The 24,791-nt window shown below is 66.6% G+C and carries 18 protein-coding genes; 2 read left to right on the top strand and 16 right to left on the bottom strand.

The window, feature by feature from the left end; all coding sequences use genetic code 11:
• Positions 1–28 precede the first annotated feature (28 nt).
• From JMJ54_RS10365 to JMJ54_RS10330, 8 genes are all read right to left on the bottom strand, one after another.
• Positions 29–1,414 carry an efflux transporter outer membrane subunit gene (locus tag JMJ54_RS10365; protein WP_239000016.1) on the bottom strand — a complete coding sequence of 462 codons (1,386 nt, stop codon included), beginning with the start codon at positions 1,412–1,414 and terminating at the stop codon, positions 29–31.
• 13 nt (positions 1,415–1,427) lie between these two features.
• Positions 1,428–3,386 carry a macrolide ABC transporter ATP-binding protein/permease MacB gene (gene macB, locus JMJ54_RS10360; protein WP_203538413.1) on the bottom strand — a complete coding sequence of 653 codons (1,959 nt, stop codon included), beginning with the start codon at positions 3,384–3,386 and terminating at the stop codon, positions 1,428–1,430.
• Entirely contained in the window at positions 3,386–4,552 is a 1,167-nt protein-coding gene (gene macA / locus JMJ54_RS10355; protein WP_203538411.1) for a macrolide transporter subunit MacA, read from the bottom strand. Before macA ends, macB begins: the two co-directional genes overlap by 1 nt.
• Before the next feature lie 98 nt (positions 4,553–4,650).
• Positions 4,651–6,090 (bottom strand): efflux transporter outer membrane subunit, encoded by a 1,440-nt coding sequence (locus JMJ54_RS10350; RefSeq protein ID WP_203538409.1) that lies wholly within the window; start codon positions 6,088–6,090, stop codon positions 4,651–4,653.
• Positions 6,091–6,093: 3 nt separating this feature from the next.
• Positions 6,094–9,186 (bottom strand): multidrug efflux RND transporter permease subunit, encoded by a 3,093-nt coding sequence (locus tag JMJ54_RS10345; RefSeq protein ID WP_203538407.1) that lies wholly within the window; start codon positions 9,184–9,186, stop codon positions 6,094–6,096.
• The gene (locus JMJ54_RS10340) at positions 9,183–12,275 is read right to left on the bottom strand and encodes an MdtB/MuxB family multidrug efflux RND transporter permease subunit (RefSeq protein WP_203538405.1); all 3,093 of its coding nucleotides are present in this window, start codon (positions 12,273–12,275) and stop codon (positions 9,183–9,185) included. The genes JMJ54_RS10345 and JMJ54_RS10340 overlap by 4 nt, the downstream gene beginning before the upstream one ends.
• A gap of 31 nt (positions 12,276–12,306) precedes the next feature.
• On the bottom strand, positions 12,307–13,536 hold the full coding sequence (locus tag JMJ54_RS10335) for an MdtA/MuxA family multidrug efflux RND transporter periplasmic adaptor subunit (protein WP_203538403.1): 1,230 nt from the start codon (positions 13,534–13,536) through the stop codon (positions 12,307–12,309).
• Positions 13,537–13,622: 86 nt separating this feature from the next.
• The gene (locus JMJ54_RS10330) at positions 13,623–14,138 is read right to left on the bottom strand and encodes a Spy/CpxP family protein refolding chaperone (protein ID WP_203538401.1); all 516 of its coding nucleotides are present in this window, start codon (positions 14,136–14,138) and stop codon (positions 13,623–13,625) included.
• A gap of 184 nt (positions 14,139–14,322) precedes the next feature.
• Between JMJ54_RS10330 and JMJ54_RS10325 the strand changes: the two genes are divergently transcribed.
• On the top strand, positions 14,323–15,036 hold the full coding sequence (locus tag JMJ54_RS10325; RefSeq protein WP_203538399.1) for a response regulator: 714 nt from the start codon (positions 14,323–14,325) through the stop codon (positions 15,034–15,036).
• On the top strand, positions 15,033–16,403 hold the full coding sequence (locus JMJ54_RS10320) for an ATP-binding protein (RefSeq protein WP_203538397.1): 1,371 nt from the start codon (positions 15,033–15,035) through the stop codon (positions 16,401–16,403). Before JMJ54_RS10325 ends, JMJ54_RS10320 begins: the two co-directional genes overlap by 4 nt.
• Positions 16,404–16,424: 21 nt before the next feature.
• On the opposite strand, the gene tpiA is transcribed toward JMJ54_RS10320, so the two are convergent.
• From tpiA to JMJ54_RS10280, 8 genes are all read right to left on the bottom strand, one after another.
• Positions 16,425–17,180, bottom strand: coding sequence for a triose-phosphate isomerase (tpiA, locus tag JMJ54_RS10315; protein ID WP_203538395.1), 756 nt, complete (start codon positions 17,178–17,180; stop codon positions 16,425–16,427).
• A 9-nt stretch (positions 17,181–17,189) separates the two neighbouring features.
• Positions 17,190–18,695: a glycerol kinase GlpK gene (gene glpK, locus JMJ54_RS10310; RefSeq protein ID WP_203538393.1), complete on the bottom strand. Its 1,506-nt coding sequence runs from the start codon at positions 18,693–18,695 to the stop codon at positions 17,190–17,192.
• Between the two features lie 94 nt (positions 18,696–18,789).
• Complete coding sequence (locus JMJ54_RS10305; RefSeq protein WP_203538391.1) at positions 18,790–20,523, bottom strand: ABC transporter substrate-binding protein; 1,734 nt, start codon at positions 20,521–20,523, stop codon at positions 18,790–18,792.
• Positions 20,524–20,642: 119 nt separating this feature from the next.
• Positions 20,643–20,921: a DUF2160 domain-containing protein gene (locus JMJ54_RS10300; RefSeq protein WP_203538389.1), complete on the bottom strand. Its 279-nt coding sequence runs from the start codon at positions 20,919–20,921 to the stop codon at positions 20,643–20,645.
• Position 20,922: 1 nt separating this feature from the next.
• On the bottom strand, positions 20,923–21,735 hold the full coding sequence (locus JMJ54_RS10295) for a carbohydrate ABC transporter permease (RefSeq protein WP_203538387.1): 813 nt from the start codon (positions 21,733–21,735) through the stop codon (positions 20,923–20,925).
• Positions 21,728–22,603: a carbohydrate ABC transporter permease gene (locus JMJ54_RS10290; protein ID WP_203538385.1), complete on the bottom strand. Its 876-nt coding sequence runs from the start codon at positions 22,601–22,603 to the stop codon at positions 21,728–21,730. Before JMJ54_RS10290 ends, JMJ54_RS10295 begins: the two co-directional genes overlap by 8 nt.
• Positions 22,604–22,613: 10 nt before the next feature.
• Entirely contained in the window at positions 22,614–23,702 is a 1,089-nt protein-coding gene (locus tag JMJ54_RS10285) for an ABC transporter ATP-binding protein (protein WP_203538383.1), read from the bottom strand.
• Positions 23,689–24,786, bottom strand: a complete 1,098-nt coding sequence (locus JMJ54_RS10280; RefSeq protein WP_203538381.1) for an ABC transporter ATP-binding protein — start codon at positions 24,784–24,786, stop codon at positions 23,689–23,691. The genes JMJ54_RS10285 and JMJ54_RS10280 overlap by 14 nt, the downstream gene beginning before the upstream one ends.
• Between the last annotated feature and the right edge of the window lie 5 nt (positions 24,787–24,791).

Here is a 24,791-nt window from a genome sequence, read left to right as displayed (position 1 = left end):
TTGTAGCTCCATTCGCAGTTACATCGAGTCAGTCCGGCGCGCGTACCGTGTCGCTGCCGCCCAAAGCCAGATACAGCTTCATCCGGTTGTCGAGGCTGTCGCGCCGGTTCTGCGCCAGCGCGTCTTCGGCGGCGCGCCGTGCGCGCTGCTGGTCGATCCAGTCCTTCACCCCGGTCTGGCCGGCGCGGTAGCGTACTTCGGCGATGCTTTCGGCCTTCAGCGACAACGCGTACGCGCGCTGCAGCGCTTCGCCGCGATCCGCGAGCTGCGTCCCGGCCGACAGCGTGTCCTCGACGTCGGTCAGCGCCTTGTACAGGGTCTGGCGGAACAGCACGACCGATTCGTCGTACTCGGACTTCGAGATGTCGACCTTCAGCTGCAGGGTGTTCCACTGCACGAAGGGCAGCAGCAGCCCGGCGCCGAGCGTACCGACCGGATTGCTCAGGAGGTCGGTGAGTTTCGGGTCGGCGCTGCCGAGCGAACCGGTCAGCGTCAGCTTCGGATAGAAGTCGGCGCGGGTCGCATCGACATTGGCCAGATTGCGCTTCAGCCGCCACTCGGCCGCGGCCACATCGGGCCGGCGCGACAGCACGTCGGCCGGGACACCGGTGGCGACCGGCGGCAACGCGGTTTTCGGCAGGTAGGGCAGCTCGGACATCCGGTGTGCCGGCGCCTGGTCGAACAGGATGGCCAGTGCGTTGCGGGCGGCATCACGCTGGCGCAGCAGCTCGGTCCGCTCGGCCTGCTGGTTGGCGACATTGAGCGCCGCCTGCGTTTCGTCGAGCCCGCCGACGGCGCCGGCACGGTGCTGGACGGTCACCAGTTCGAGCGTTCTGCGGATGTCGGCCAGGCTGGCGTCGGCGTTGGCGATGCGCTGGTTCAGCTCGGCGATCTGCCAGTACAGCTGCGCCGTGGTGCCGACCAGCGTCAGCGCCGTGCTCTGCCGGTCGAGCTCGGTCGCCTCGGCCTCCCATGCCGCAGCGTCGCGCGCGCGCGCCAGCCGGCCCCACAGGTCGACCTCGTAGCTCACCGCCACGCTGGCGTCGTAGCCGCGCACCGACGGCCCGCCGTGCTTGACGTCCTTTTTCGCACTGCCGTTGGCATCGACCGCCACGTCGGGCGTCAGATTGGTATCGACCAGTCCGGCCTGCAACCGTGCACGCTGCACCCGGATCGCCGCGGCAGCGAGGTCGTTGTTGCTCAACAGCGCGCCTTCGATCAGCGCGTCGAGCTGCGGATCGCCGAAGGCACGCCACCAGCGCTCACCGGTCGCGACGGCAACACCGCCCTGTCCCTGCCAGGCCGACGGCAGGTCGAGCGCGGGTCGCTGGTAATCGGACTTGAGCAGGCTGCCGCAGCCGGCAAGCGACAAGGCCAGCGCGAGTACGGCCGGTCGGATCACATTTGTTTTCATCACGGTTTTCATCTCATTCGCGTGCCAGCGCTTCGATCGGATCCAGCCGCGCGGCATTGCGCGCCGGCAGGAAGCCGAAGCCGACGCCGATCAGTGTCGAGCACACGCAGGCGGCAACGATCGACATCACCGAGAACTTCATCGTCATCGCGGTCACCACCAGCGAGAACAGCGCGCCGATGCCGTAGGACAGCGCGACGCCGATCAGCCCGCCGATCAGGCACACCAGCACCGCCTCGATCAGGAACTGCTGCATGATGTCGCCCTGCCGCGCGCCGACGGCCATGCGGATGCCGATCTCGCGGGTCCGCTCGGTCACCGACACCAGCATGATGTTCATCACGCCGATGCCGCCGACGACGAGCGCGATCACCGCGATCGCCGACACCAGCAGGGTCAGCGTAGCCGTGGTCTTCTCGACCGTCTTGAGCACGCTGTCGCTCGAGAAGGTGAAGAAATCCTTGCTGCCGTGGCGCTGCGTCAGCAGCTTGACGAGGCTCTGCTCGGCCAGATCGTTCGGCATGCCGTCGCGCACGCGGACGGTGATGCTGCCGAAATGGCGCTGGCCGGTCAGCCGGCCCTGCGCCGTCGTGTACGGCACCCAGACGTTGAGGTTCGAGTCGTTGCCGTACGGGCTTTCCTTCTTCGCCGCGACGGCGATGATGCGGCTCGGCAGCCCGCCGAGCAGGATCACCTCGCCGACCGGATTCTCGTCGTGCGGAAACAGCTTCCGGCGCGTCTTGTCGTCGATGACGACGACCTGCGCCTGACGGGTGACGTCGGCCTCGCCGAACGCCGCGCCGTGCGCCATCGTCATGCCGCGGACACGGAAATACTGCTCGCCGACGCCGGTGACCAGCGCGTTGACCTTGATGTTGCGGTAGCGGACCAGCTGCGTCGTCGACACCTCGGGCGTCACGCTGTCGACGTAGAACTGCGACGCCAGTGCGCGGACGTCGCCGGGCAGCAGCGTGCGGATGCCCGCCGCCTTGTCATCGCCCCAGTCCTTGCCCGGGTAGACGTCGATCGTGTTGGTACCGATGGTGCTGATGTCGTCGACGACCTTCTGCCTGGCGCCCTGCCCGAGCGCGACGACCGACACCACCGAGGTGATGCCGATGATGATGCCGAGCATCGTCAGCAAGGTGCGCATCCGGTGCGAGGCCATGGCGATCCACGCCATCTTGAACGCCTCGCCGAAGCGCCCCCAGTTCGCGTGCAGCAGGTTGCGGGCGACATGGCGGGCCGGTTTTTCAAGCTTCACCTGGGCTTCGCCGCCGGCCTGCGGATTGGCGCGGTCGGCGATGATTTCGCCGTCGCGGATCTCGATGATGCGGCCGGCGTTGTTCGCCACCTGCATGTCGTGGGTGACGATGATCACTGTGTGGCCGCGCTGGTGCAGCTCGCGCAGGATGGCCATCACCTCGGCACCGCTGTGGCTGTCGAGCGCGCCGGTCGGCTCGTCGGCAAGGATCACGTCGCCGCCGTTCATCAGCGCGCGGGCGATGCTGACCCGCTGCTGCTGGCCGCCCGAAAGCTGGCCCGGCCGGTGGCCGCAGCGGTCGGCGAGGCCGAGCCGAGCCAGCAGACCGCGCGCGCGTTCGCGCCGGAAGCCCTTCTCGGTGCTCGCGTAGACCGCCGGAATCTCGACATTCTCCTCGGCGCTCAGGTGCGGCAACAGGTGGTAGCGCTGGAAGATGAAGCCGAAGTACTCGCGCCGCAGCGTTGCCAGATCGTCGCCGGCGAGCTCGCGCGTCTCGCGTCCGGCGATCCGGTAGCTGCCAGAGGACGGCTTGTCGAGGCAGCCGAGGATGTTCATCAGCGTCGACTTGCCCGAGCCCGACTGGCCGACGATGGCGACCATCTCGCCGGCATGGATCGTCAGGTTGACGTTCTTCAGCACGATGACTTCGGTGTCACCGGCCGGAAAGCGGCGCTCGAGCTGGCTCAGGACCAGTAGCGGCTCGCTCATCAGAACCCCACTTCGCTCGGTTTCTCGACCGGCAGCTGGGCCGGGTCGCCGACGATGACCTTGTCTCCCTCGTTCAGGCCGGCGAGCACCTGCGCGTTGACGTTGTCGTTCAGGCCGATGCGGACCTTGCGGTCCTGCGGTTTGCCCTGCTCGAGCACGCGCACCGCGTAGCGGCCGTCCTTCTCCTGCTTGCCGAGCGCGGCGACCGGCACCGCCAGCACCTGTTTGGCCGCGCCCTGGACGACGGAGACCTGTGCGGTCATCGAGGTCTTGAGCACGTGGTTGGGATTGGGGACATCGAACAGGCCGTTGTAGTAGACCGCGGTCGTGGTGCTGCCGGTCGTGCTCTGGCTGCTCTCGGTGCCGATCGATTCGGGTGCCGGCTCGATCGCGCGCAGCGTGCTGTAGAAGCGCTTGCCCGGCGCGCCGAGGATGGTGAAGTACACCGGCTGGCCCGGTTTGACGCGAACGACGTCGGCCTCGGACACCTGCGCCTTGATCGTCATCGTGTCGAGGTTGGCCATGATCAGGATCGTCGGTGCGCTCTGTGCCGAAACGACGGTCTGGCCTTCCTGAGTGACGACCGAGATGATCTCGCCATCCATCGGCGCCACGATGCGGGTGTAGCCGAGGTTGGCCTTGGCGGTATCGACGTCGACGGTGGCCTGGCGGATCTGCGCCGCCAGCGCGGCGAGTTCGGCACGGGTCGAATCGAGCTGCGCCTGTGCAGTCTCCAGATCGGCGCGCGAACTGGCGTCGCTGACCAGCATCGTCTTCTGCCGCTTCAGCGCCAGTTCGTACTGCACCAGCTGCGCCGCCTTGGCGCGCCGGTCGGCTTCGGCCCGGGCCAGGCCGGCCTCGGCCTTGCGTAGCTCGTTCTGCTGCAGCACCGGGTCGATCTCGGCGAGCAGCTGGCCCTTGCTGACGCGGTCACCGAGCTTGACCTTGAGCGACTTGAGCTGGCCGTTGACCTGCGCGCCGACGCTGACCTGCTTGACCGGCTTGAGCGTGCCGCTGGCGAGCACCGTCTCTTCGAGGTCCATCCGCGCCACCGGCGCGGTCAGGTAATGCGGCGGTGCCGGCGGAAAGGCCAGGCGGGCGATCAGCCAGACGGCCGGGACAAGGAGCGCAATGGCGATCAGCCAGCGCAACGGCTTCTTTTTCATGCGGGACGGTCCGTGCGGGTAGACGGGATAGACCGCCGCAGTCTAGGCGCAACGCTATTGCAACCTTCGCGCCATTTGTAATTTCTTGTTGGCAATAATCACGGCTGGGCGAGCTGCGGCGTCACGTTGCCGTCCCAGCCGCCGCCGATTGCCTTGATCAGCAGCACGCTGGCCGACAGCTGCCGGCCGACGAGCTGCAGCGCGGTCTTTTCGCTGGCGTAACGCGTGGTCTGGGAACTGGCGACGTTGAGGTAGTCGACCGTGCCGGCCGTGTACTGGTTCAACGCCAGCCGCTCGGCCTCGCGCGCCGCCGCCACCGCGTCGTTCTGCGCATCGACCTCCTTGCCGAGCAGATCGATCGCGGCCAGATTGTCCTCGACTTCCTGCAGGCTACCGAGCACGGTCTGCCGGTAGCTGGCAACCGAGGCATCGTAAGCAGCGACCGCCTGGTCGCTGCGCGCCGAACGCGCACCGGCGTCGAAGATCGTTTCGGCCACCGTCGCCCCGAGCGCCCAGACCCGGCCCGGCGCATTGAACCAGTCCGACAGGCTGGCGCTCTGGAAACCGCCGCTGGCCTTGAGCACCAGCGACGGGAAGAACGCCGCCTTGGCGACGCCGACCTGCGCATTGGCCGACGCGACCGCGCGTTCGGCGCTGGCGACGTCGGGACGGCGCTCCAGCAGTTGCGACGGCACGCCGGCCGGAATCACCGGCAGCGCCGGCTTCCAGCCCGGATCGGCGGCCAGCGCAAATTGCGATGGCGCCTTGCCGACGAGGATGGCGATCGCGTGGGCGAGCTGCTTGCGCGTCAGCGCCAGATCGATCGCCTGCGCCTGCGCGCTCTTGTACTGGCTTTGCGCCTGCGCGACGTCGGCCTTGGTGACGATGCCGGCGGCGTACTTGTTCTGCGTCAGTTGCAGCGAGCGCGCGTAGGCGACGACGGTCTCTTCGCTCAGGCGGATCTGCGCATCGGTGATCCGCAGCTGCAGGTAGTCCTGCACCAGCTCGGCCTGCGCCGACAGCCGCGCCGCAGCCAGATCGGCGGCGCTGCCCTCGGCGCCGGCATCGGACGATTCGACCTGGCGGCGGATCCCGCCCCAGATGTCCGGTTCCCAGCTCGCGTCGAGCGACAGGTTCTGGCTGTTCTGGATCTGTACCGCCTGCGTGCTCTTGTCGTACGAACCGTTGCGGCTGGCGCCGTAGCTCAACCCCAGCGTCGGAAAGAACGCCGAACGCGCCTCCTGCGCGCTGGCGCGCGCCTGACGGTAACGCGCCACGGCAGCGGCGACGTTCTGGTTCGACACGTCGACCTGCGCGGCCAGATCGTTCAGTACCGGATCGCCGTAGATCGTCCACCAGTCGCCACGCGGCGCATGGTCGGCCGGGCTGGCGACGGTCCAGCCGTCCGGCACTTCGCTGAACGCGTCGGCGACGCCGGATGCGCTCGCCGCCGAGTCGGGACGCTGGTAATCGGGGCCGACGGCGCAACCGGTCAGCGCGGCAGCAAGAATCAGGGGAAGGATGCGGATACGGAACATGGATCAGGCCTCCTTGCGCCGGTACAGGCCCGCCCATTGGCGGCTGCCCCACAGGCGCAAGCGATCGAGGTAAAGGTAGACGACCGGAGTCGTGTAAAGCGTCAGCAGCTGGCTCATCACCAGACCGCCGACGATGGCGATGCCGAGCGGCTGGCGCAACTCGGCGCCGTCGCCGTGCGCCAGCATCAGCGGCAGCGCACCGAACAGCGCGGCCATCGTCGTCATCAGGATCGGCCTGAAGCGCAGCAGGCAGGCCTTGTAGATCGCGTCGCGCGAACTCAGCCCCTCGTTGCGTTCTGCGTCGAGCGCGAAGTCGATCATCATGATCGCGTTCTTCTTGACGATGCCGATCAGGAGCAGCACGCCGACAAGGGCGATCAGGCTGAAATCGGTGTTCGAGATCATCAGCGCCAAGAGCGCGCCGATGCCGGCCGACGGCAAGGTCGACAGGATGGTCAGCGGGTGGACCAGGCTCTCGTACAGGATGCCGAGCACGATGTAGACGGCAATGATCGCCGCCAGAATCAGCAGCGGCTGGTTGCTCACCGAACTCTGGAATGCCTTGGCAGTGCCGGCAAAACTGCCCTGCACGCTGGTCGGCACGCCGAGCCGCGCCATTTCGTTGTTGATCGCATCGGTCGCCTGCGACAGCGACACACCCGGCGCAAGGTTGAACGAGATCGTCGTCGCGGCGAACTGCCCCTGGTGGTTGACCGACAACGGCGTGAACGCCGGCGCCCAGTGCGCAAATGCCGACAGCGGCACCTGCGCACCGTTCGGGCCGATGACGAACAGTTTCTCCAGCGCCTGCGGGCTCTGCGCGTACTGCGGCGCGACTTCCATCACCACGTGGTACTGATTCAGCGTCGAATAGATGTTCGACACCTGCCGCTGGCCGAAGGCGTTGTTCAGCACATTGTCGATGTCCTTGGCGGTCAGCCCCAGCCGCGATGCCGCATCGCGGTCGACTTCGAGCGCGGTCTCGACGCCGCGGTCCTGCTGGTCGGTGTTGACGTCGGTCAGCAACGGCATGCCCGACAGCGCCTCGCGGATCTTCGGCTCCCACGTCCGCAAGGTCTGCAGGTCGTCGCCCTGCAAGGTGAACTGGTACGACGCGTTGCCCTGCCGGCCGCCGATGCGGATGTCCTGGTTCGGCACCATGAAGAGCCGTGCCCCCGGCTCGTGCGCCAACTGGCCGCGCAGCCGCGCGATCACCACCTGCGCCGGCGGGCGCTCGGCGCGCGGCTTGAGCGAGATGAACATCGAACCGCTGTTGGTGCCGCCACGGCCGCCGGTGAACGCGGTGACGGTATCGACCGCCGGATCGGCGCGGACGATGTCGATGAAGTGCTGCATCTTCAGCTTCATCGCCTGGAACGAGATGCTCTGGTCGGCCTGGATGAAGCCGGAAATCCGGCCGATGTCCTGCTCGGGGAAAAAGCCCTTCGGAATCGTCCGGTACAGGTGGACGTTGAGCATCACCGTGATGATCAGGATCAGCACCGTCAGCAGCGAGTGCCTGAGCGCCCACGACAGTGTCGCCGCGTAGCCGCGCTGGACTGCGTCGAACACCTGGCCGAAGCGGCGGATCAGCCAGTTCGGCTTGCGGGTGTGGTCGTCCGCGCGCAACAGCCGCGCGCACATCATCGGCGTCATCGACAGCGACACGACCATCGAGATCAGGATCGCCACCGACAAGGTCACCGCAAACTCCTGGAACAGCCGCCCCGGCAGCCCGCCCATCAGCAGCAGCGGAATGAACACCGCCACCAGCGAAATGCTCATCGACAGCACGGTGAAGCCGACCTCGCGCGCGCCCTGCAAGGCCGCCGCGAACGGTTCCATCCCGCCCTCGATGTGCCGGGCGACGTTTTCGAGCACGACGATCGCGTCGTCGACGACAAAGCCCGTCGCGATGATCAGCGCCATCAACGACAGGTTGTTGAGCGAATAGCCCAGCAGATACATCGCCGCAAAGCTGCCGACCAGCGATACCGGCACGACGATGGCCGGGATCAGCGTCGCGCGGGCATTGCCGATGAAGAGATACACGACGAGGATGACCAGCGCGACCGCGATCAGCAGCGTCTGCTCGACCTCGGCCAGCGACGCACGGATCGTCGGCGAGCGGTCCATCTGCACGCTCATGTCGACCGAGCCGGGCAAGGACGCCTGCAGGTTCGGCAGCTCGGCGCGGATCCGGTCGACGGTGTCGATGATGTTCGCGCCGGGCGCGCGGGTGATGATCAAGAGCACCGACGGCTTGCCGTTGGCCGAACCGGCGTTGCGGCTGTTCTCGACCGCATCGCGCACGTTGGCGACATCCGACAGCCGCACCGCCGCGCCGTTCTGGTAATGGACGATCAGCGGCATGTAGTCGGCGGCCTTTTTGGCCTGATCGTTGGCGAGGATCTGCCAGCGCCGCTCGCCCTCCTCGACCGAGCCCTTGGGCCGGTTGACGTTGGCCTGATTGATCGCCTGCCGCACCGAATCGAGCGACACGCCCTGATGCGCCAGCGCATCCGGGTTCAGCTCGACCCGCACCGCCGGCAGCGAGCTGCCGCCGACATTGACGTCGCCGACGCCGCTGATCTGCAGCAGCTTCTGCGCGATCACCGACGAGGCAAAGTCGTACATCTGGCCCTGGCTCATCGTCTGCGACGTCAGCGCCAGAATCATGATCGGCGAGTCGGACGGGTTGACCTTGCGATAGCTCGGATTGCTCGGCAGGCTGGTCGGCAGCAACGCCTTGGCGGCGTTGATCGCCGCCTGCACGTCGCGCGCGGCGCCGTCGATGTCGCGATCGAGGTCGAACTGCAAGGTGACCCGGGTACTGCCGAGCGAGCTCGACGACGTCATCTCGGTGACGCCGGCGATGCGGCCGAACGCGCGTTCGAGCGGCGTCGCCACTGTCGCGGCCATGGTTTCCGGGCTGGCGCCGGGCAGGTTGGCCGAGACCGAGATCGTCGGATAATCGACCTGCGGCAGCGGCGCGACCGCCAGCAGCTTGAAGCCGATCATGCCGGCAAGCACGATGCCGAGCATCAGCAGCGTCGTCGCCACCGGCCGGTTGATGAAGAGTTTCGAGAGGTTCATGCGTCCGCCGCCGCAGCCCGGCCCGCCTTGACCCGGCGCGAGAGCCGGTCAAACGCCAGATAGATCACCGGCGTGGTGAACAAGGTCAGCACCTGACTGAAGATCAGCCCGCCGACCATGGCCACGCCGAGCGGATGCCGCAGTTCGGCGCCGACGCCATTGCCGAGCATCAACGGCAGCGCACCGAGCAAGGCCGCCATCGTCGTCATCAGGATGGGCCGGAAGCGCAGCAGCGCCGCCTGATAGATCGCTTCGCGCGGCGGCAGGCCCTGCTCGCGTTCGGCGTCAAGCGCAAAGTCGATCATCATGATCGCGTTCTTCTTGACGATACCGATCAGCAGCACGATGCCGATGATGGCGATCACGGAGAGGTCGTTGCCGGAGAGCATCAGCGCCAGCAAGGCGCCAACGCCGGCCGACGGCAGCGTCGACAGGATCGTCACCGGGTGGATGTAGCTCTCATACAGCACGCCGAGCACGATATACATCGTCACGATCGCCGCCAGAATCAGCCACAACTGGTTGTCGAGTGCCGCCTGGAACGCCAGCGCCGCCCCCTGGAACTGCGTCTTTACCGACAGCGGCACGCCGATCTCGGCTTCGGCGGCCTTGATCGCTTCGACTGCGTGGCCGAGCGACGCCCCCGGTGCCAGATTGAACGACACCGTCACCGCCGGAAACTGGCCGAGATGGTTGATCACCAGCGAGCCGTAGCGCTCGGACACCTGGGCGATGCTCGCCAGCGGCACCTGCGTGCCGCTGCTCGACGTCAGGTAGAGGTCGTTCAGCGAGCGCGGGCCGCGCTGCATTTCGGGCTCGGCTTCGAGCACCACGCGGTACTGGTTCGACTGTGTGAAGATCGTCGACACCAGCCGCTGGCCGTGGGCGTTGTACAGTGCGTTGTCGATCGCCTGCACGGTGATGCCGAGCCGGGCCGCAGCGTCGCGGTCGATGTCGACATAGGTGACGAGGCCGCGGTCCTGCAGGTCGCTGGTCACGTCGGCCAGCGACGGCTCGTGGTCCAGCCGGTCGACGAGCTTGCGCACCCATTCGGACAACAGCGCCGGATCGGATGCTTCGAGCGTGAACTGGTACTGGGTGCGGCTGACGCGGTCCTCGATCGTCAGGTCCTGCACCGGCTGCATAAACAGCCGAATGCCTTCGACATAGGAGAGCTTGTCGTTCAGCCGGGCAATGATCGCCGGCGCGCGGTCGTCGCGCTCGGCCAGCGGCCGCAGATTGATCTGCATCCGGCCGCTGTTCAGCGTCGCGTTGGTGCCGTCGACGCCGATGAACGACGACAGGCTCTCGACATCCGGGTCCTCGAGCACGATCTTCGCCAGCGCCTGCTGGCGCTCGGCCATCGCCGCGAACGAGACCGACTGCGGCGCCTCGGTGATGCCCTGGATCACGCCGGTGTCCTGCTGCGGGAAGAAGCCCTTCGGAATCAACACGTACAGCAGCCCGGTCAGCACCAGCGTACCGACCGCCACCCACAAGGTCGCGACCTGGTGCTCGAGCACCCACGTCAGCTTCTTGCCGTAGTAGGCGATCATCCGGTCGAAAAAGGCGCCGGCGGCGTGGTAGAAGCGGCCCTGCTTTTCCTCGGGCACGTGCTTGAGCAGCTTGGCGCACATCATCGGCGTCAAGGTCAGCGAAACGACCATCGAGATCACGATCGACACCGCCAGCGTGATCGCGAACTCGCGGAACAGGCGGCCGACGACGTCACCCATGAACAGCAGCGGAATCAGCACCGCGATCAGCGAGAACGTCAGCGAGATGATGGTGAAGCCGATCTCGCCGGCGCCCTTGAGCGCGGCTTCGAGCGGCCCGTCGCCCTGCTCGATGTAGCGGGCGATGTTCTCGATCATCACGATCGCGTCGTCGACGACGAAACCGGTCGCGATCGTCAGCGCCATCAGCGTCAGGTTGTTGATCGAGAAACCGGCCATGTGCATGACCGCGAAGGTGCCGATCAGCGACAGCGGCACCGCGATGCCCGGAATCAGCGTCGCCGACACATTGCGCAGGAAGACGAAGATCACCGCGACGACGAGGAAGATCGCCAGCAGCAGCTCGTGCTGCACGTCCTTCACCGACGCACGGATCGTCGTCGTCCGGTCGGTCAGGATCTTGACCTCGAGCGCACCGGGCAATGCCGCCTGCAGTTGCGGCAGCAGGCTCTTGATCCGGTCGACGGTCGCAATCACGTTGGCGCCGGGCTGGCGCTGCACGTTGATCACCAGCGCGGCGCGGTCGTCCGCCCAAGCGGCAAGCTTGTCGTTCTCGGCGCCGTCGACGACGTCGGCGACATCGCCTAGCCGGATCGGTGCGCCGTTCTTGTAGGCGATCACCAGGTCGCGGTAGGCCTGCGGCGACGCGAGCTGGTCGTTGCTCGAAATCGTCGACGCCTTGTTCGGTCCGTCGAAATTGCCCTTGGCGCCGTTGACGTTGGCGTTGCCGATCGCGGTGCGGATCGTGTCGAGATCCAGCCCCAGCGCGGCAATCGCGCGCGGGTTCGCCTGCACCCGCACCGCCGGGCGCATGCCGCCCGACACGCTGACGAGGCCGACGCCCGGCAGTTGCGAAATCTTCGCCGCGACGCGGGTATCGATCAGGTCCTGCACCCGGGTCAGCGGCATGCTCCTGGACATCACCGCCAGCGTCAGCACCGGCACGTCGGCCGGGTTGACCTTGTTGTAGATCGGCGGGTTCGGCAGGTCGGACGGCAGCAGGTTGCTCGCGGCGTTGATCGCCGCCTGCACTTCCTGCTCGGCGACGTCGAGCCCGAGCTCCAGCCCGAACTGCAGCGTGATGACCGACGCTCCGCCCGAACTTTGAGAGCTCATCTGCTTGAGCCCCGGCATCTGGCCGAACTGGCGCTCGAGCGGCGCGGTGATCGCCGACGTCGTCACATCCGGGCTCGCACCCGGGTACAGCGTCACGACCTGGATCGTCGGGTAGTCGACCTCGGGCAGCGCCGAGATCGGCAGGATGCGGTAGGCGACCAGACCGGCGAGCAGGATCGCGACCATCAGCAGCGAGGTCGCGACCGGGCGGAGGATGAACAGGCGGGACGGATTCATGCTTCAGCCCCGCTGGTACAGGCGCGATGGATCATTGTTCGGCCTTGTGGTGACGACGGCCTTGCGGACGCGACGCGGTGCCGCTGGCGTTGCGCTTGTTCGGATCGACCACCTCGACCGCGGCGCCGTCGCGCAGCCGGTCGGCGCCGTCGGTGACGACCTTGTCGCCCGGTGCGGCCCCCTCGAGGATGACGATGCGCTCGCCCTGGGTCGGGCCGGTCTTGACCACCTGCTGCTTGACCTTGCCGTCGGCGCCGACCACCCAGACGAAACTGCCCTGGCTGCCGTGCTGGATCGCTGCGGACGGCGCAATCGCGACATCCTTGAGATCGGCGACCTTGATCCGCGCGTTGACGAACTGGTTCGGGAACAGCATGCCGTCGTCGTTGGCGAACTCGGCCTTGAGCTTGACCGTGCCTGTCGTGGTATCGATCTGGTTGTCGACGGTCAGCAGCTTGCCGGTGGCAATCGCCTTGGCCATGCCGCGATCCCACGCCTCGACCTGCAGCGCCTCGCCCTGATGCAGCGGTGCGAGCACCTGCGACAGCTGCGCCTCGGGCAGCGTGAACAGCACATTGATCGGCGTGACCGTGGTGATCACCACCAGACCGTTGGTGTCGCCGGATTTGACCAGATTGCCCGGGTCGACCTGACGCAGGCCGACACGGCCGGCGACCGGCGCGGTGACCCGCGAATAGGTGAGGTTCAGTCTGGCGGCGTCGACGGCCCCCTGGTCGGCCTTGATCGCACCTTCGTACTGACCGACCAGCGCGACCTGCGCATCGACCTGCTGCTTGGCGATCGATTCCTGTTTAAGCAGTTGCTGGTAGCGCGCCAGATCGGCGCGGGCGTTGGCCAGCAGCGCCATGTCCTTGGCCATCTGGCCTTCGGCCTGCGTCAGCGCGACCTGGAACGGCCGCGGGTCGATTTCGGCCAGCAATTGCCCCTGCTTGACGACCTGCCCTTCGGTGAAATGCAGCTTCATCAACTGGCCGTCGACCTGGCTGCGCACGATTACGGTATTGGCTGCCGTCACCGTGCCCAGCCCGGACAGGATCACCGGCATCTCGCCCTTGAGCACCGGCTTGGCCTGCACCGGCTGCGGGCCGCTCATGCCCATGCCGCCGCGTCCACCCGGCTTGGCGCCTTGCATCGGCGCCTCGCGGCTCAGCAGCCAGCCACCACCGGCGAGCACGACGATGATCGCGGCGATCCACCAGCGACGGTGTGACGGACGGGCTTCTGGGGCGGCGTTGGACATGGAGGAATCCGTAAGCAAATCGGCTAGTTTAAACGTGGAAACGGGCCGTCGTACGACGGCCCAGGCTACAACGGGAATGACAACGCTTACTTGGCAGCGTCAGCCGGTGCCGCCGGACGGGCGCCACGCTGGCCGTGCATGCCCTTGTGGTGCATGCCGGGACCGAATCGGCCGACCGTCGCATCAAGCGTCTTGTTCTGCTCCGGCGTCAGCGATTTGGCCAGCGTTTCGGTCGCGTCGGCCAGCTGCAGCGTGCGCTTGGCGTGTTCCTGCATCATCGCAGCGCGCTGGCGCAGCTGCTCGGCGGCGGCAACACCATCCTGCTTCTGGCGGGCCGGCGGCTGCGTGAAGGTGTCACGGAAGGTTCTGGCGTAGGCATCCCAGGCGCCATGCTGGGCCGGCGTGATCTTCAGCTTTTCGGCCATCTTGGCGAGACGGGCATCGGTCATCTGCTGCCACTGTTCCGGGCTCAGGCGCTGGTGGTGACCCCAGCCGTGTGCGGCATCCGGTGCGCTGGCGGTCGGGGCGGCCATGGAGGAGGCTGCCGTACCGAGCAAGAGTGCGGCGACAAGGCTGGAGATGATCTGGCGATTGCGTTTCATGTTCGGTTTCTCCTTCTCGTTGAGAGCGAAGCCATTACACCTTGGCGATGTGAACCGCGTTTGCACACAAAACCGCTTTTTGTAAACGGGATGTAAAACCGGGTAAACACGCTGCCACATGCGCCCCCGGCCCTCGCGCGGGCGTTATCCTTGGAACAGACGGAATTACGCAAGGCCAGATCACATGCACGCCAAATCCCTGCTCGTTGTCGACGATGATGCCGACCTGCGCACCCTGCTCTCGGGCTATCTGGGCGAACAGGGCTTCGACGTCACCGAGGCCGGTGACGGCCGCGCCATGGCTGCGGCGCTGGCCGCCGGCAGCTTCGACCTCGTCATCCTCGACCTGATGCTGCCCGGCGACGACGGGCTGACGCTGTGCCGCAACCTGCGCGCCGAATCGACGGTGCCGATCCTGATGCTGACCGCGCGCGGCGACGAGCTCGACCGCATCATCGGCCTGGAAATGGGCGCCGACGATTACCTGCCCAAACCGTTCAATCCGCGCGAGCTGCTGGCCCGGATCAAGAGCATCCTGCGCCGTGCACACGAGCGCGGCGGCGACGAGAAAACCGTGCGCGAGCTGGCGTTTGCGGGCTGGGTGCTCGATCTGGGCGCGCGCCACCTGATCGGCAGCGACGGCGTCGTCACGCCGTTGTCGAGCGGCGAATTCCGCCTGCTGTCGGCGCTGGCCGAAAACGCCAACCGCGTGCTGTCGCGCGACCAGCTGATGGATGTGCTCGCCGGGCGCGAGTCCGGGCCGTTCGACCGGACCATCGACGTGATGATCAGCCGGCTGCGCCGCCGCCTTGGCGACGACGCGCGCGAACCGGTGCTGATCAAGACCATACGCAGCGAGGGCTACGTGCTGGCGACGACGGTGGAGCGCCGGGCATGAAGCGGTGGTGGCGCGGGCCGAAAACCCTGCTCGGGCAACTGGTGCTGGCACTGATGATCGGCCTGATCGTCGCCAACCTCGCGGGCATGTGGCTGGTGATGCAGGACCGGCTGCGCTACACGCGCTTCATCCGCGGCGAGTACGCGGCGCAGCGGATCGCCGACATCGTGTCGGTACTGAACGAAACGCCGGCCGGCGAACGCGACCGGCTCGTCCGGGTGCTCGATGCCCCGCCGACCCACCTGACGATGGCCGAACCGTGGAAAACGCCGGCCGGCACACCGGGCGACGACGCCGAAGCCTTCGCCGACGTACTGCGCGACAAGCTGTCGACGCCGTTCCAGGTGCTCTCGCTCAAGAGTGCGCCGTACGATCACCATCGGCGACCGCGCATGACCGAACGCGACGGCCCGCCCAAGCCGATGCCGCTGGTGTTCGTGCAGACGCAGGCGCGGCTCGGCGACGGCACGGTGGCGACATTCAGCTTTGCCATTCCGCAATCGAGCCGGCAGGACCCGTACCGGCTGCTCGGCTGGCTGCTGCTGGTCGGCGCAGCGGTCAGCGTGCTGTCGTTCTGGGCGGTACGCCGGCTGACCCGGCCGCTGGCGATGTTTTCCGCCGCGGCCACCGGTCTGGCCAAGAACCTCGACCAGCCGCCGCTGCAGGAAACCGGCCCGCAGGAAGTCGCCGACGCGGCGCGTGCCTTCAACGCGATGCAGCGCGAACTCAAGCGCTATCTGGAAACCCGCGCGCAGACGCTGGCCGGCGTCTCGCACGACCTGCGCCTGCCGATCACCCGGGTGCGGTTGCGGCTGGAAAAACTCGCCGACGCCAAGCTCAAGGGCGACATCGAGCACGACCTGCTCGAAATGGACGAGATGATCGACAACACGCTGGCCTTCCTGCGCGCCGACGCCAGCAGCGAGAAGGCGGTGAAGATCAACGTCGCAGCCTTGCTCGACGGCGTGATCGAGGACATGGAGGCGCTCGGCGCCGAACCGGTGCTGAACGGCGACACCCGCCGGCCGCTGACCGGGCGGCCGCTGGCGTTGCGGCGTTGCCTGTCCAACCTGCTCGACAACGCGCGCCGCTACGGCGGCCCGCAGATCGACGTCGACGTGAGCGAGCAAGGCGACACGCTGGAAATCCGCATCAGCGATCACGGCCCCGGCATTCCCGAAGCCGACCGCGAACGCGTGTTCGAACCCTATGTGCGACTGGAAGCCTCGCGCGCGCGCCACACCGGCGGCAGTGGCCTCGGACTGGCCATCGCCCGGGCCACGGCGCGCAGCCACGGCGGCGAAATCAGGCTGACCGACCGCCACGGTGGCGGCCTCGTAGTCGTTCTGACCCTGCCGTTGACCTGAGACATCCGCAGACGGATCGGATCAGCCGTGCGCGGCCTTCGCGATGGCGAGAAACTCGCCGGCGTCGAGCGATGCACCGCCGATCAGACCGCCATCGATGTCGGGCTGGGCGAACAAGCTGGCGGCGTTGCCCGATTTGACACTGCCGCCATAGATGACGGGCAGCGCCTCGGCAAGCGCCGCGCTGTGGTCCGCCAGCCGTGCGCGGATAAAACGGTGCACCGCCTGTGCATCTTCCGGCGTCGGCGTCTTGCCGGTACCGATCGCCCACACCGGCTCGTAGGCCACGATAACCATCGCCAGCCGCGTTTCGTTCAGCAGCGCGAACAGCGGCATCAGCTGCCTTGCCAGCACGGCCTCGGTCTCGCCGGCATCGTGCTGATCCTGCGTTTCACCGATGCAGAACACCGGCCGGATGCCGTTTTCGACTGCACGCAAGGCTTTCTCGGCGACGCGAACCTCGGATTCGCCGTGGTAAAGACGCCGCTCCGAATGGCCGACGATGACGATGCCGCAGTCGAAATCGGTCAGCATCGCGCCGCACACTTCACCGGTGAATGCACCGCCGATTTCGGCCGACAGATCCTGTGCGCCCCAGACGACGCCGCTACCATCCAGCGCCTGCTGGCATTGCAGCAGGTAGGGAAACGGCGCGCAGACACCCAGCCGCACCGGCGCAGCCGGCCCGGCGGCAGCGCGCACACCGGCAAGCAGCGTCTGGTTGGCGGCAAGGCCGCCATTCATTTTCCAGTTGCCGATGACCCAGTGCTGCCGCATCGCCGTGCCTCAGCCCGTGCCGGCAGCGCGCCTGGCGGGCAGCATTGCCTGTTCGACCGCGATTTCCCACTGCGCCATCCGCTGCGCCGCCTCGTCGCGACTGATGCTCGGCATGAAGGTCCGGTCGATTTGCCGCTGCGCGTCCAGATCGGACGCACTGACAAACAGTCCGGTCGCCAGTCCGGCCAGATACGCGGCGCCGAGTGCCGTCGATTCGATGACCTTGGGCCGCACCACCGGAATGCCGAGCAGGTCGGCCTGAAACTGCAGCAGCAGGTTGTTGGCCGCCGCGCCGCCGTCGACGCGCAACTCCGCAATCGGCGAGACTGCATCGCGCTGCATTGCGGCCAGCACCGAGTTGCTCTGGAAGGCAATCGACTCCAGCGCGGCACGCGCAACATGGGCCACCGTGGTGCCGCGACTGAGCCCGACGATGGCGCCCTGTGCGGTCGGAACCCAGTACGGCGCCCCCAGACCGGTGAACGACGGCACGAACACTACGCCGCCCGAGTCGGGCACCGAGAACGCCAGATTCTCGATGTCGGACGAACTCGAAATCGCCTTCAGCCCGTCGCGCAGCCATTGCACCACCGCACCGCCGATGAAGACGCTGCCTTCGAGTGCGTACTGCGGCGTGCTGCCGACACTGCACGCAGCGGTGCTGATCAGGCCGTTCTGCGATTCCGCGGCGGCATCGCCGGTGTGCATCAGGATGAAACAGCCGGTGCCATAGGTGTTCTTGGCCTTGCCGCGCGTAAAGCACGCCTGACCGAACAGGGCAGACTGCTGGTCGCCGGCGATGCCGGCGATGGGCACCGGCGTTCCGAACCATTCGGGTTCGGTCTTGCCGTAAACATGGCTCGACGGGCCGACCTCGGGCAGCAGCGCCGCCGGGATGCCGAAGGCGGCAAGCAGTTCGTCGTCCCATTGCTGCGTATGGATGTTGAACAGCATCGTTCTGGATGCGTTGGTCACGTCGGTAACGTGCAGGCGGCCTCCGGTGAGCTTCCACACCAGCCAGCTGTCGACGGTGCCGAAAGCGAGTTCGCCGCGCTCTGCCCTTGCCCGTACGCCGGGCACCTGATCGAGCAGCCAGCGCACCTTGGTAGCGGAAAAGTACGGGTCGATCACCAGACCGGTCTTGCTGCGCACCGCGTCACCCAGCCCGGCCTCGCGCAAGGCGTCGCACAATGTTTCGGTGCGGCGGTCCTGCCAGACGATGGCGTTGAACACCGGCTCGCCGGTACGGCGATCCCACAGCAGCGTGGTTTCGCGCTGGTTGGTGATGCCGAGTGCTGCGATATCGGCCGCACGAATGCCGGCCTTGGCGATCGCCTCGCGGCAGGTCTGCAGCTGGCTTTGCCAGATTTCCTGCGGGTTGTGCTCGACCCAGCCCGGCTGCGGAAAATGCTGGGTGAACTCGCGCTGCGCGCTGGCGACGATCTCGCCGCGCTCGTTGAAGATCACCGCGCGCGAACTCGACGTGCCCTGGTCCAGCGCCATCAGATACGGCATGCCCCACCCTTTGCTTGCTTTTGACGAGCCGTCGACTCTACGCGCCGGCCCGAAGAAATGCGCCGGGAATATCGGGCTTCCCGGCGCTGCGGTTTTACTTCACCCGCCCGGCCTTCCACGCGTCGAGCAGCTGGTCGTAGCCGACGGTTTCACCCTTCGGGCGTTCGTTCGGCAGCTTCTTCCATGGCGCCTCTTTGTCCGACAGCCACTTGTTGGGGTCGGATTTCGGATTCAGCTTGGGCGTACACACCTTCATGCCGGCGCGCTGCAGCCGGCCCATCACCTGATCCATTTCCTCGGCCAGATTGTCCATGGCCGCCTGCGGCGTCCTCTCGCCGGTGACCGCGGTTGCGACGTTCTTCCACCACAGCTGCGCCAGTTTCGGATAGTCCGGCACGTTGGTCCCGGTCGGCGTCCACGCCACGCGCGCCGGGCTGCGGTAGAACTCGATCAGCCCGCCGTAGCGGTTGGCGTTCCTGGTGAAGTAGTCGCTGCGGATGTCGCTATCGCGGATGAAGGTCAGCCCGGTGATCGACTTCTTCAGCGACACCGTCTTCGACGTGACGAACTGCGCGTACAGCCACGCCGCGGCCATCCGGTTCGGATCGGTCGACTTGAAGAAGGTCCACGAGCCGACGTCCTGATAGCCGTTCTGCATGCCGTCCTTCCAGTACGGCCCGTGCGGTCCCGGCGCCATGCGCCACTTCGGCGTGCCGTCGTCGTTGACCACCGGCAGGCCCTTCTTGGTCATGTCGGCGGTGAACGCCGTGTACCAGAAGATCTGCTGGGCGATCTGGCCCTGCGCCGGCACCGGGCCTGACTCGGAGAACGTCATGCCCATCGCCTGCGGCGGCGCATACTTCTTCATCCAGTCGATGTACTTGGTCAGCGCGTACACCGCGGCCGGGCTGTTGGTCGCGCCGCCGCGCGACACCGACGCACCGACCGGCGTGCACTTGTCGGCGGCGACACGGATGCCCCACTCGTCGACCGGCAGACCGTTCGGCAGGCCCTTGTCGGCGGTACCGGCCATCGACAGCCAGGCATCGGTGAAGCGCCAGCCCAGCGACGGGTCTTTCTTGCCGTAATCCATGTGGCCGTAGACCTTCTTGCCGTCTAGGTCCTTCACGTCGTTGGTGAAGAAGTTGGCGATGTCCTCGTAGGCGGTCCAGTTCACCGGCACGCCGAGGTCGTAGCCGTACTTGGCCTTGAACTTCTGCTGCAGGTCCTTGCGCGCGAACCAGTCGGCGCGGAACCAGTACAGGTTGGCGAACTGCTGGTCGGGCAGCTGGTAGAGCTTGCCGTCCGGCGCGGTGGTGAACTTGGTGCCGATGAAGTCCTTCACGTCCAGCCCCGGATTGGTCCACTGCTTGCCGGCGCCGGCCATGTAGTCCGACAGCGGAATGATCTGGCCGTAGCGGTAATGCGTGCCGATCAGGTCGGAGTCGGAAATCCAGCCGTCGTAGATCGACTTGCCCGACTGCATCGACGTCTGCAGTTTCTCGACGACGTCGCCCTCCTGGATGATGTCGTGGCTGACCTTGATGCCGGTGATCTCGGTGAAGGCCTTGGCCAGCACCTTGGATTCGTACTCGTGGGTGGTGATCGTTTCCGACACCACGCTGATTTCGTTGACGCCCTTGGCCTTGAGCTTGGCTGCGGCGTCGATGAACCATTTCATCTCGTCGAGCTGCTGCTGCTTGCTCAGGGTGCTGGGCTGGAATTCCTTGTCGACCCAGCGCTGTGCTTCGGCCGGGCCGGCCAGCGCCGGAGGAACTGAAAAGAGGCTTGCAACGGCAAGCACACTCACTCGCAATCTGCCATTCATCTTCTTCTCCTGATCCGCCCCGCGTGCTCGTCGTTGCGGTGGCCGCTGCGGGGTGATCGGCGGGCCGCTGGTGATTTTTGTAGTACCGAAACATCCGCTACACAATCTGCGCGTCCACCTCACCCCTTCCACATCACCAGGCCCAGCAACAGCATCGATGCGCCGAAGCCCGGCCACACGCTGGCTTCCTCGGCCGACAGCCCGACCCACGCGAGGTTGACGTAGGCGGCCAGCAGCAGTCCGATGAACAGCCGGTCGCCGCGCGTGGTCGCGATCGGCAGCCAGCCCTTGCGCTCGATGGTCGGCCAGCGGATTTCCAGCACCGTCATCACCACCAGCATCAGTGCGATGCAGCCGAAGAAGGCCGCGACCTCGGGGGTCCACATCATCCAGCCCATTTCAGACTCTCCCCATCGCGAAGCCCTTGGCGATGTAGTGCCGGACGAACCAGATCACCAGTGCGCCGGGCACCAGCGTCAGCACGCCGGCGGCGGCCAGCACGCCCCAGTCCATGCCGGCGGCCGAAACGGTGCGCGTCATCACCGCGGCGATCGGCTTGGCATTGACCGAGGTCAGCGTGCGCGCCAGCAGCAGCTCGACCCAGCTGAACATGAAGCAGAAGAACGCCGTGACGCCGACACCGGCCTTGATCAGCGGCAGGAAGATCCGGATGAAGAACGCCGGGAAGCTGTAGCCGTCGATATAGGCGGTTTCGTCGATCTCGCGCGAGACGCCGGACATGAAACCTTCGAGGATCCACACCGCCAGCGGCACGTTGAACACCATGTGCGCCAGCGCAACCGCCCAGTAGGTGTCCATCAGGCCGATGCTCGAATACAGCTGGAAGAACGGCAGCAGGAACACCGCCGGCGGCGTCATCCGGTTGGTCAGCAGCCAGAAGAACAGGTGCTTGTCGCCGAGGAAGCGGTAGCGCGAGAACGCGTACGCGGCCGGCAGCGCGACCAGCACCGACAGCACGGTGTTGATCAGCACGTAGCTGATCGAATTGAGATAGCCCCAGTACCACGACGGATCGGTAAAGATGACGCGGTAGTTGTCGAGCGTCGGCGCCATCGGCAGGAAGGAGAACGCGCCGAGCGTTTCCTCGTTGGTGCGCAGCGACATCGCCAGCATCCAGTACAGCGGCAGCAGCGTGAACAGTACGTACAGCGTCAGCGTGATCGCACGGGGCAGGACGCGGCTTTTACGCATGGCCATCTCCCTGGCCGAGCCGCTGCATCCAGTTGTAGAGGATGAAACAGAACAGCAGGATGATCAGGAAATAGATCAGCGAAAACGCCGCCGCCGGGCCGAGATCGAACTGGCCGACGGCCTTCTGCGTCAGGTACTGGCTGAGAAAGGTCGTCGCGTTGCCGGGCCCGCCGCCAGTGAGGACAAAGGGCTCGGTGTAGATCATGAAGCTGTCCATGAAGCGCAGCAGCACCGCGATCATCAGCACGCCGCGCATCTTCGGCAGCTCGATGTAGCGGAACACCGCGAAGCGGCTCGCACCGTCGATCTCGGCCGCTTGGTAGAACGCATCCGGAATCGCCCGCAAACCGGCGTACGCCAGCAGCGCGACCAGCGGCGTCCAGTGCCAGACGTCCATCACCAGCACCGTCAGCCAGGCATCGCGCGTATGCGCGGTGTAGTTGTAATCGATGCCGAGCTGCGTCAGCACGTAACCGCCGAGGCCGATGTCGCTGCGGCCGAAGATCTGCCAGACCGTGCCGACGACGTTCCACGGAATCAGGAGCGGCATCGCCACGACGACCAGCGTCGCCGACGCCCGCCAGCCCGCGGCCGGCATTGCCAGCGCCAGCGCGACGCCGAGCGGAATCTCGATCAGCAGCACGCACAGCGAGAACACCAGCTGCCGGACCAGCGCGTCCTGCAGGTCCGGGTCGTTGAGGATCATCCGGAACCACTCGGTGCCGACGAACACGTGCTGCGTCGGGCTGATGATGTCCTGCACCGAGTAGTTGACCACGGTCATCAGCGGCATGATGGCCGAGAACGCCACGCAGACGAACATCGGCACGATCAGCAGCAGCGCCTTCTGGTTGACGGGTTTGCTCATCGCCGCCTCCTTACCCCGCAATCCGCACGTCGTTGCTGAAATACAGCGTTTCCGGGGCGACCAGCCGCAACCAGACCTCGTCGCCGCCGATCCGTGTTTCCGGTGCCAGCCGGGCACGGACGAGCTGGCCGTCGACGCTGGCGCTGAGCAGCAGGCTGTTGCCGAGTGGCTGCGCTTGCACCACGCGGGCCCGCACCGCACCGGCCTCGCCCGCCGCCGCCAGCCGGACGAACTCGGGACGCAGGCCGAGCCGGATCTCGTCGCCGGCCTCGCGCAAGGCCCGCAGCATGGGCTCGGGCAGCGCCAGCGGCTGGCCGCCAAGTGTGGCGGCCTCGCCTGCCAGCGACAGCGGGCACAGGTTCATGCCGGGGCTGCCGATGAAGTAGCCGACAAAAGCATGATCCGGGCGCATGAACAGCGCCTCCGGCGTGCCCTGCTGCACCACGCGGCCGTCGGTCATTACGACGACCTCGTCGGCAAAGGTCAGCGCCTCGACCTGATCGTGGGTCACGTAGATCAGCGTCAGTTTCAGCTGCTGGTGGATCTTCTTCAGTTGCCGCCGCAGCGCCCATTTCAGGTGCGGGTCGATCACCGTCAGCGGCTCGTCGAACAGGATCGCCGCGACGTCCTTGCGCACCAGACCGCGGCCGAGCGAGATCTTCTGCTTGGCGTCGGCGGCGAGGTTGGCCGCGCGGCGCTTCAGCTCGTTTGAGAGTTCAAGCATCTCGGCCACTTCGTGCACGCGATTGCGGATTTCGGCATCGGCGAGTCCGCGGTTGCGCAACGGGAACGCCAGATTGTCGAACACGGTCATCGTGTCGTAGATCACCGGAAACTGGAAAACCTGGGCGATGTTGCGCTCGCGCGCGCCCAGCGCGGTGACATCACGGCCGTCGAACAGCACCCGGCCGTGCGACGGCGTCACCAGCCCGGAGACAATGTTGAGCAGCGTGGTCTTGCCGCAGCCCGATGGCCCGAGCAGCGCATACGCACCGCCGTCGGCCCAGTCCATGCTCATCGGCTGCAGCGCGTAATCCCCCGCCGTTGCCGGATTCGGCCGGTAGGCATGGCCGAGGTCGCGGAACTCAATGCACGCCATGGATGACTCCCGGCGGGGCCGACGCCAGCTGCGCGTCTTCGCCGAAGACGAACAGCTCGTCCGGCTCGATATGCACATCGACCGCGGAGCCTAGCGCCAGTGCATGTACGCCCTGCAGCTGCGCCACCAGATGGGTATCGCCGTGGCGGGTATTCAGGTGCAGATAGGTTTCCGACCCCGACAGCTCGGCCAGCTCGAGCACGCAGGACACGGTGATGGCCTTGCCCGACACCGGCGCCAGCCGCAACTGGCTAGGGCGGATGCCGATCCGGCACTCGCCGGCCGGAAGGCCATCGCGCGCCAGCGTCACCTCGACGCCGAACGGCAACTGCAGTCGGCCGTTGTCGCCAAAGCGCGCCGGCAGCAGATTCATCGGCGGATCGTTGAACACCACCGCCGCATCGACGCTGGCCGGCGTCGAGTAGACCGCCAGCGTCTCGCCGTGCTGCAACACCCGGCCGCCGTGGACCAGCGCGGTATGGCCACCGAGCAGCAGTGCCTCCTGCGGTTCGGTCGTGGCGTAGACGACGGTCGTCTGGCCGTCGGCGAACAGTGCGGCCAGTTCGGTGCGCAATTCCTCGCGCAGCTTGTAGTCGAGGTTGACCAAGGGCTCGTCAAGCAGGACCAGCGACGCCCGCTTGACCAGCGCCCGCGCCAGCGCACAACGCTGCTGCTGGCCGCCCGACAGTTCGCCGGGGCGCTTGTCGAGGAGATGATCGATGTGCAGCTTGGCCGCGACCTCGTGCACGCGCCGACGGATCTCTGCGGCGGCGACCCGCTGCAGTCGCAACGGCGAGGCGATGTTGTCGAACACACTCATCGCCGGATAGTTGATGAACTGCTGGTACACCATCGCCAGATTGCGTTCGCGCACGCCGACGCCGGTCACGTCCTTGCCGTCGACGCGTACCCGGCCGCTTGTGGGCCGGTCCAGCCCGGCCATGATGCGCATCAGCGTGGTCTTGCCGGCCTGCGTCGGCCCGAGCAGTACATTGATCGCACCGGGCACCAGCTTCAGGTCGATGTCGTACAGATGCGTCTGGCCGCCGACGAGGTGGCTGACGTGTTCCAGTTCGAGAACCACACTCC

This window comes from Jeongeupia naejangsanensis (genome assembly GCF_016865585.1).
Classification (GTDB): domain Bacteria; phylum Pseudomonadota; class Gammaproteobacteria; order Burkholderiales; family Chitinibacteraceae; genus Jeongeupia; species Jeongeupia naejangsanensis.
The sequence above is the reverse complement of the archived record's forward strand: the minus strand, read 5'-3'. Positions and strand labels throughout refer to the sequence as shown.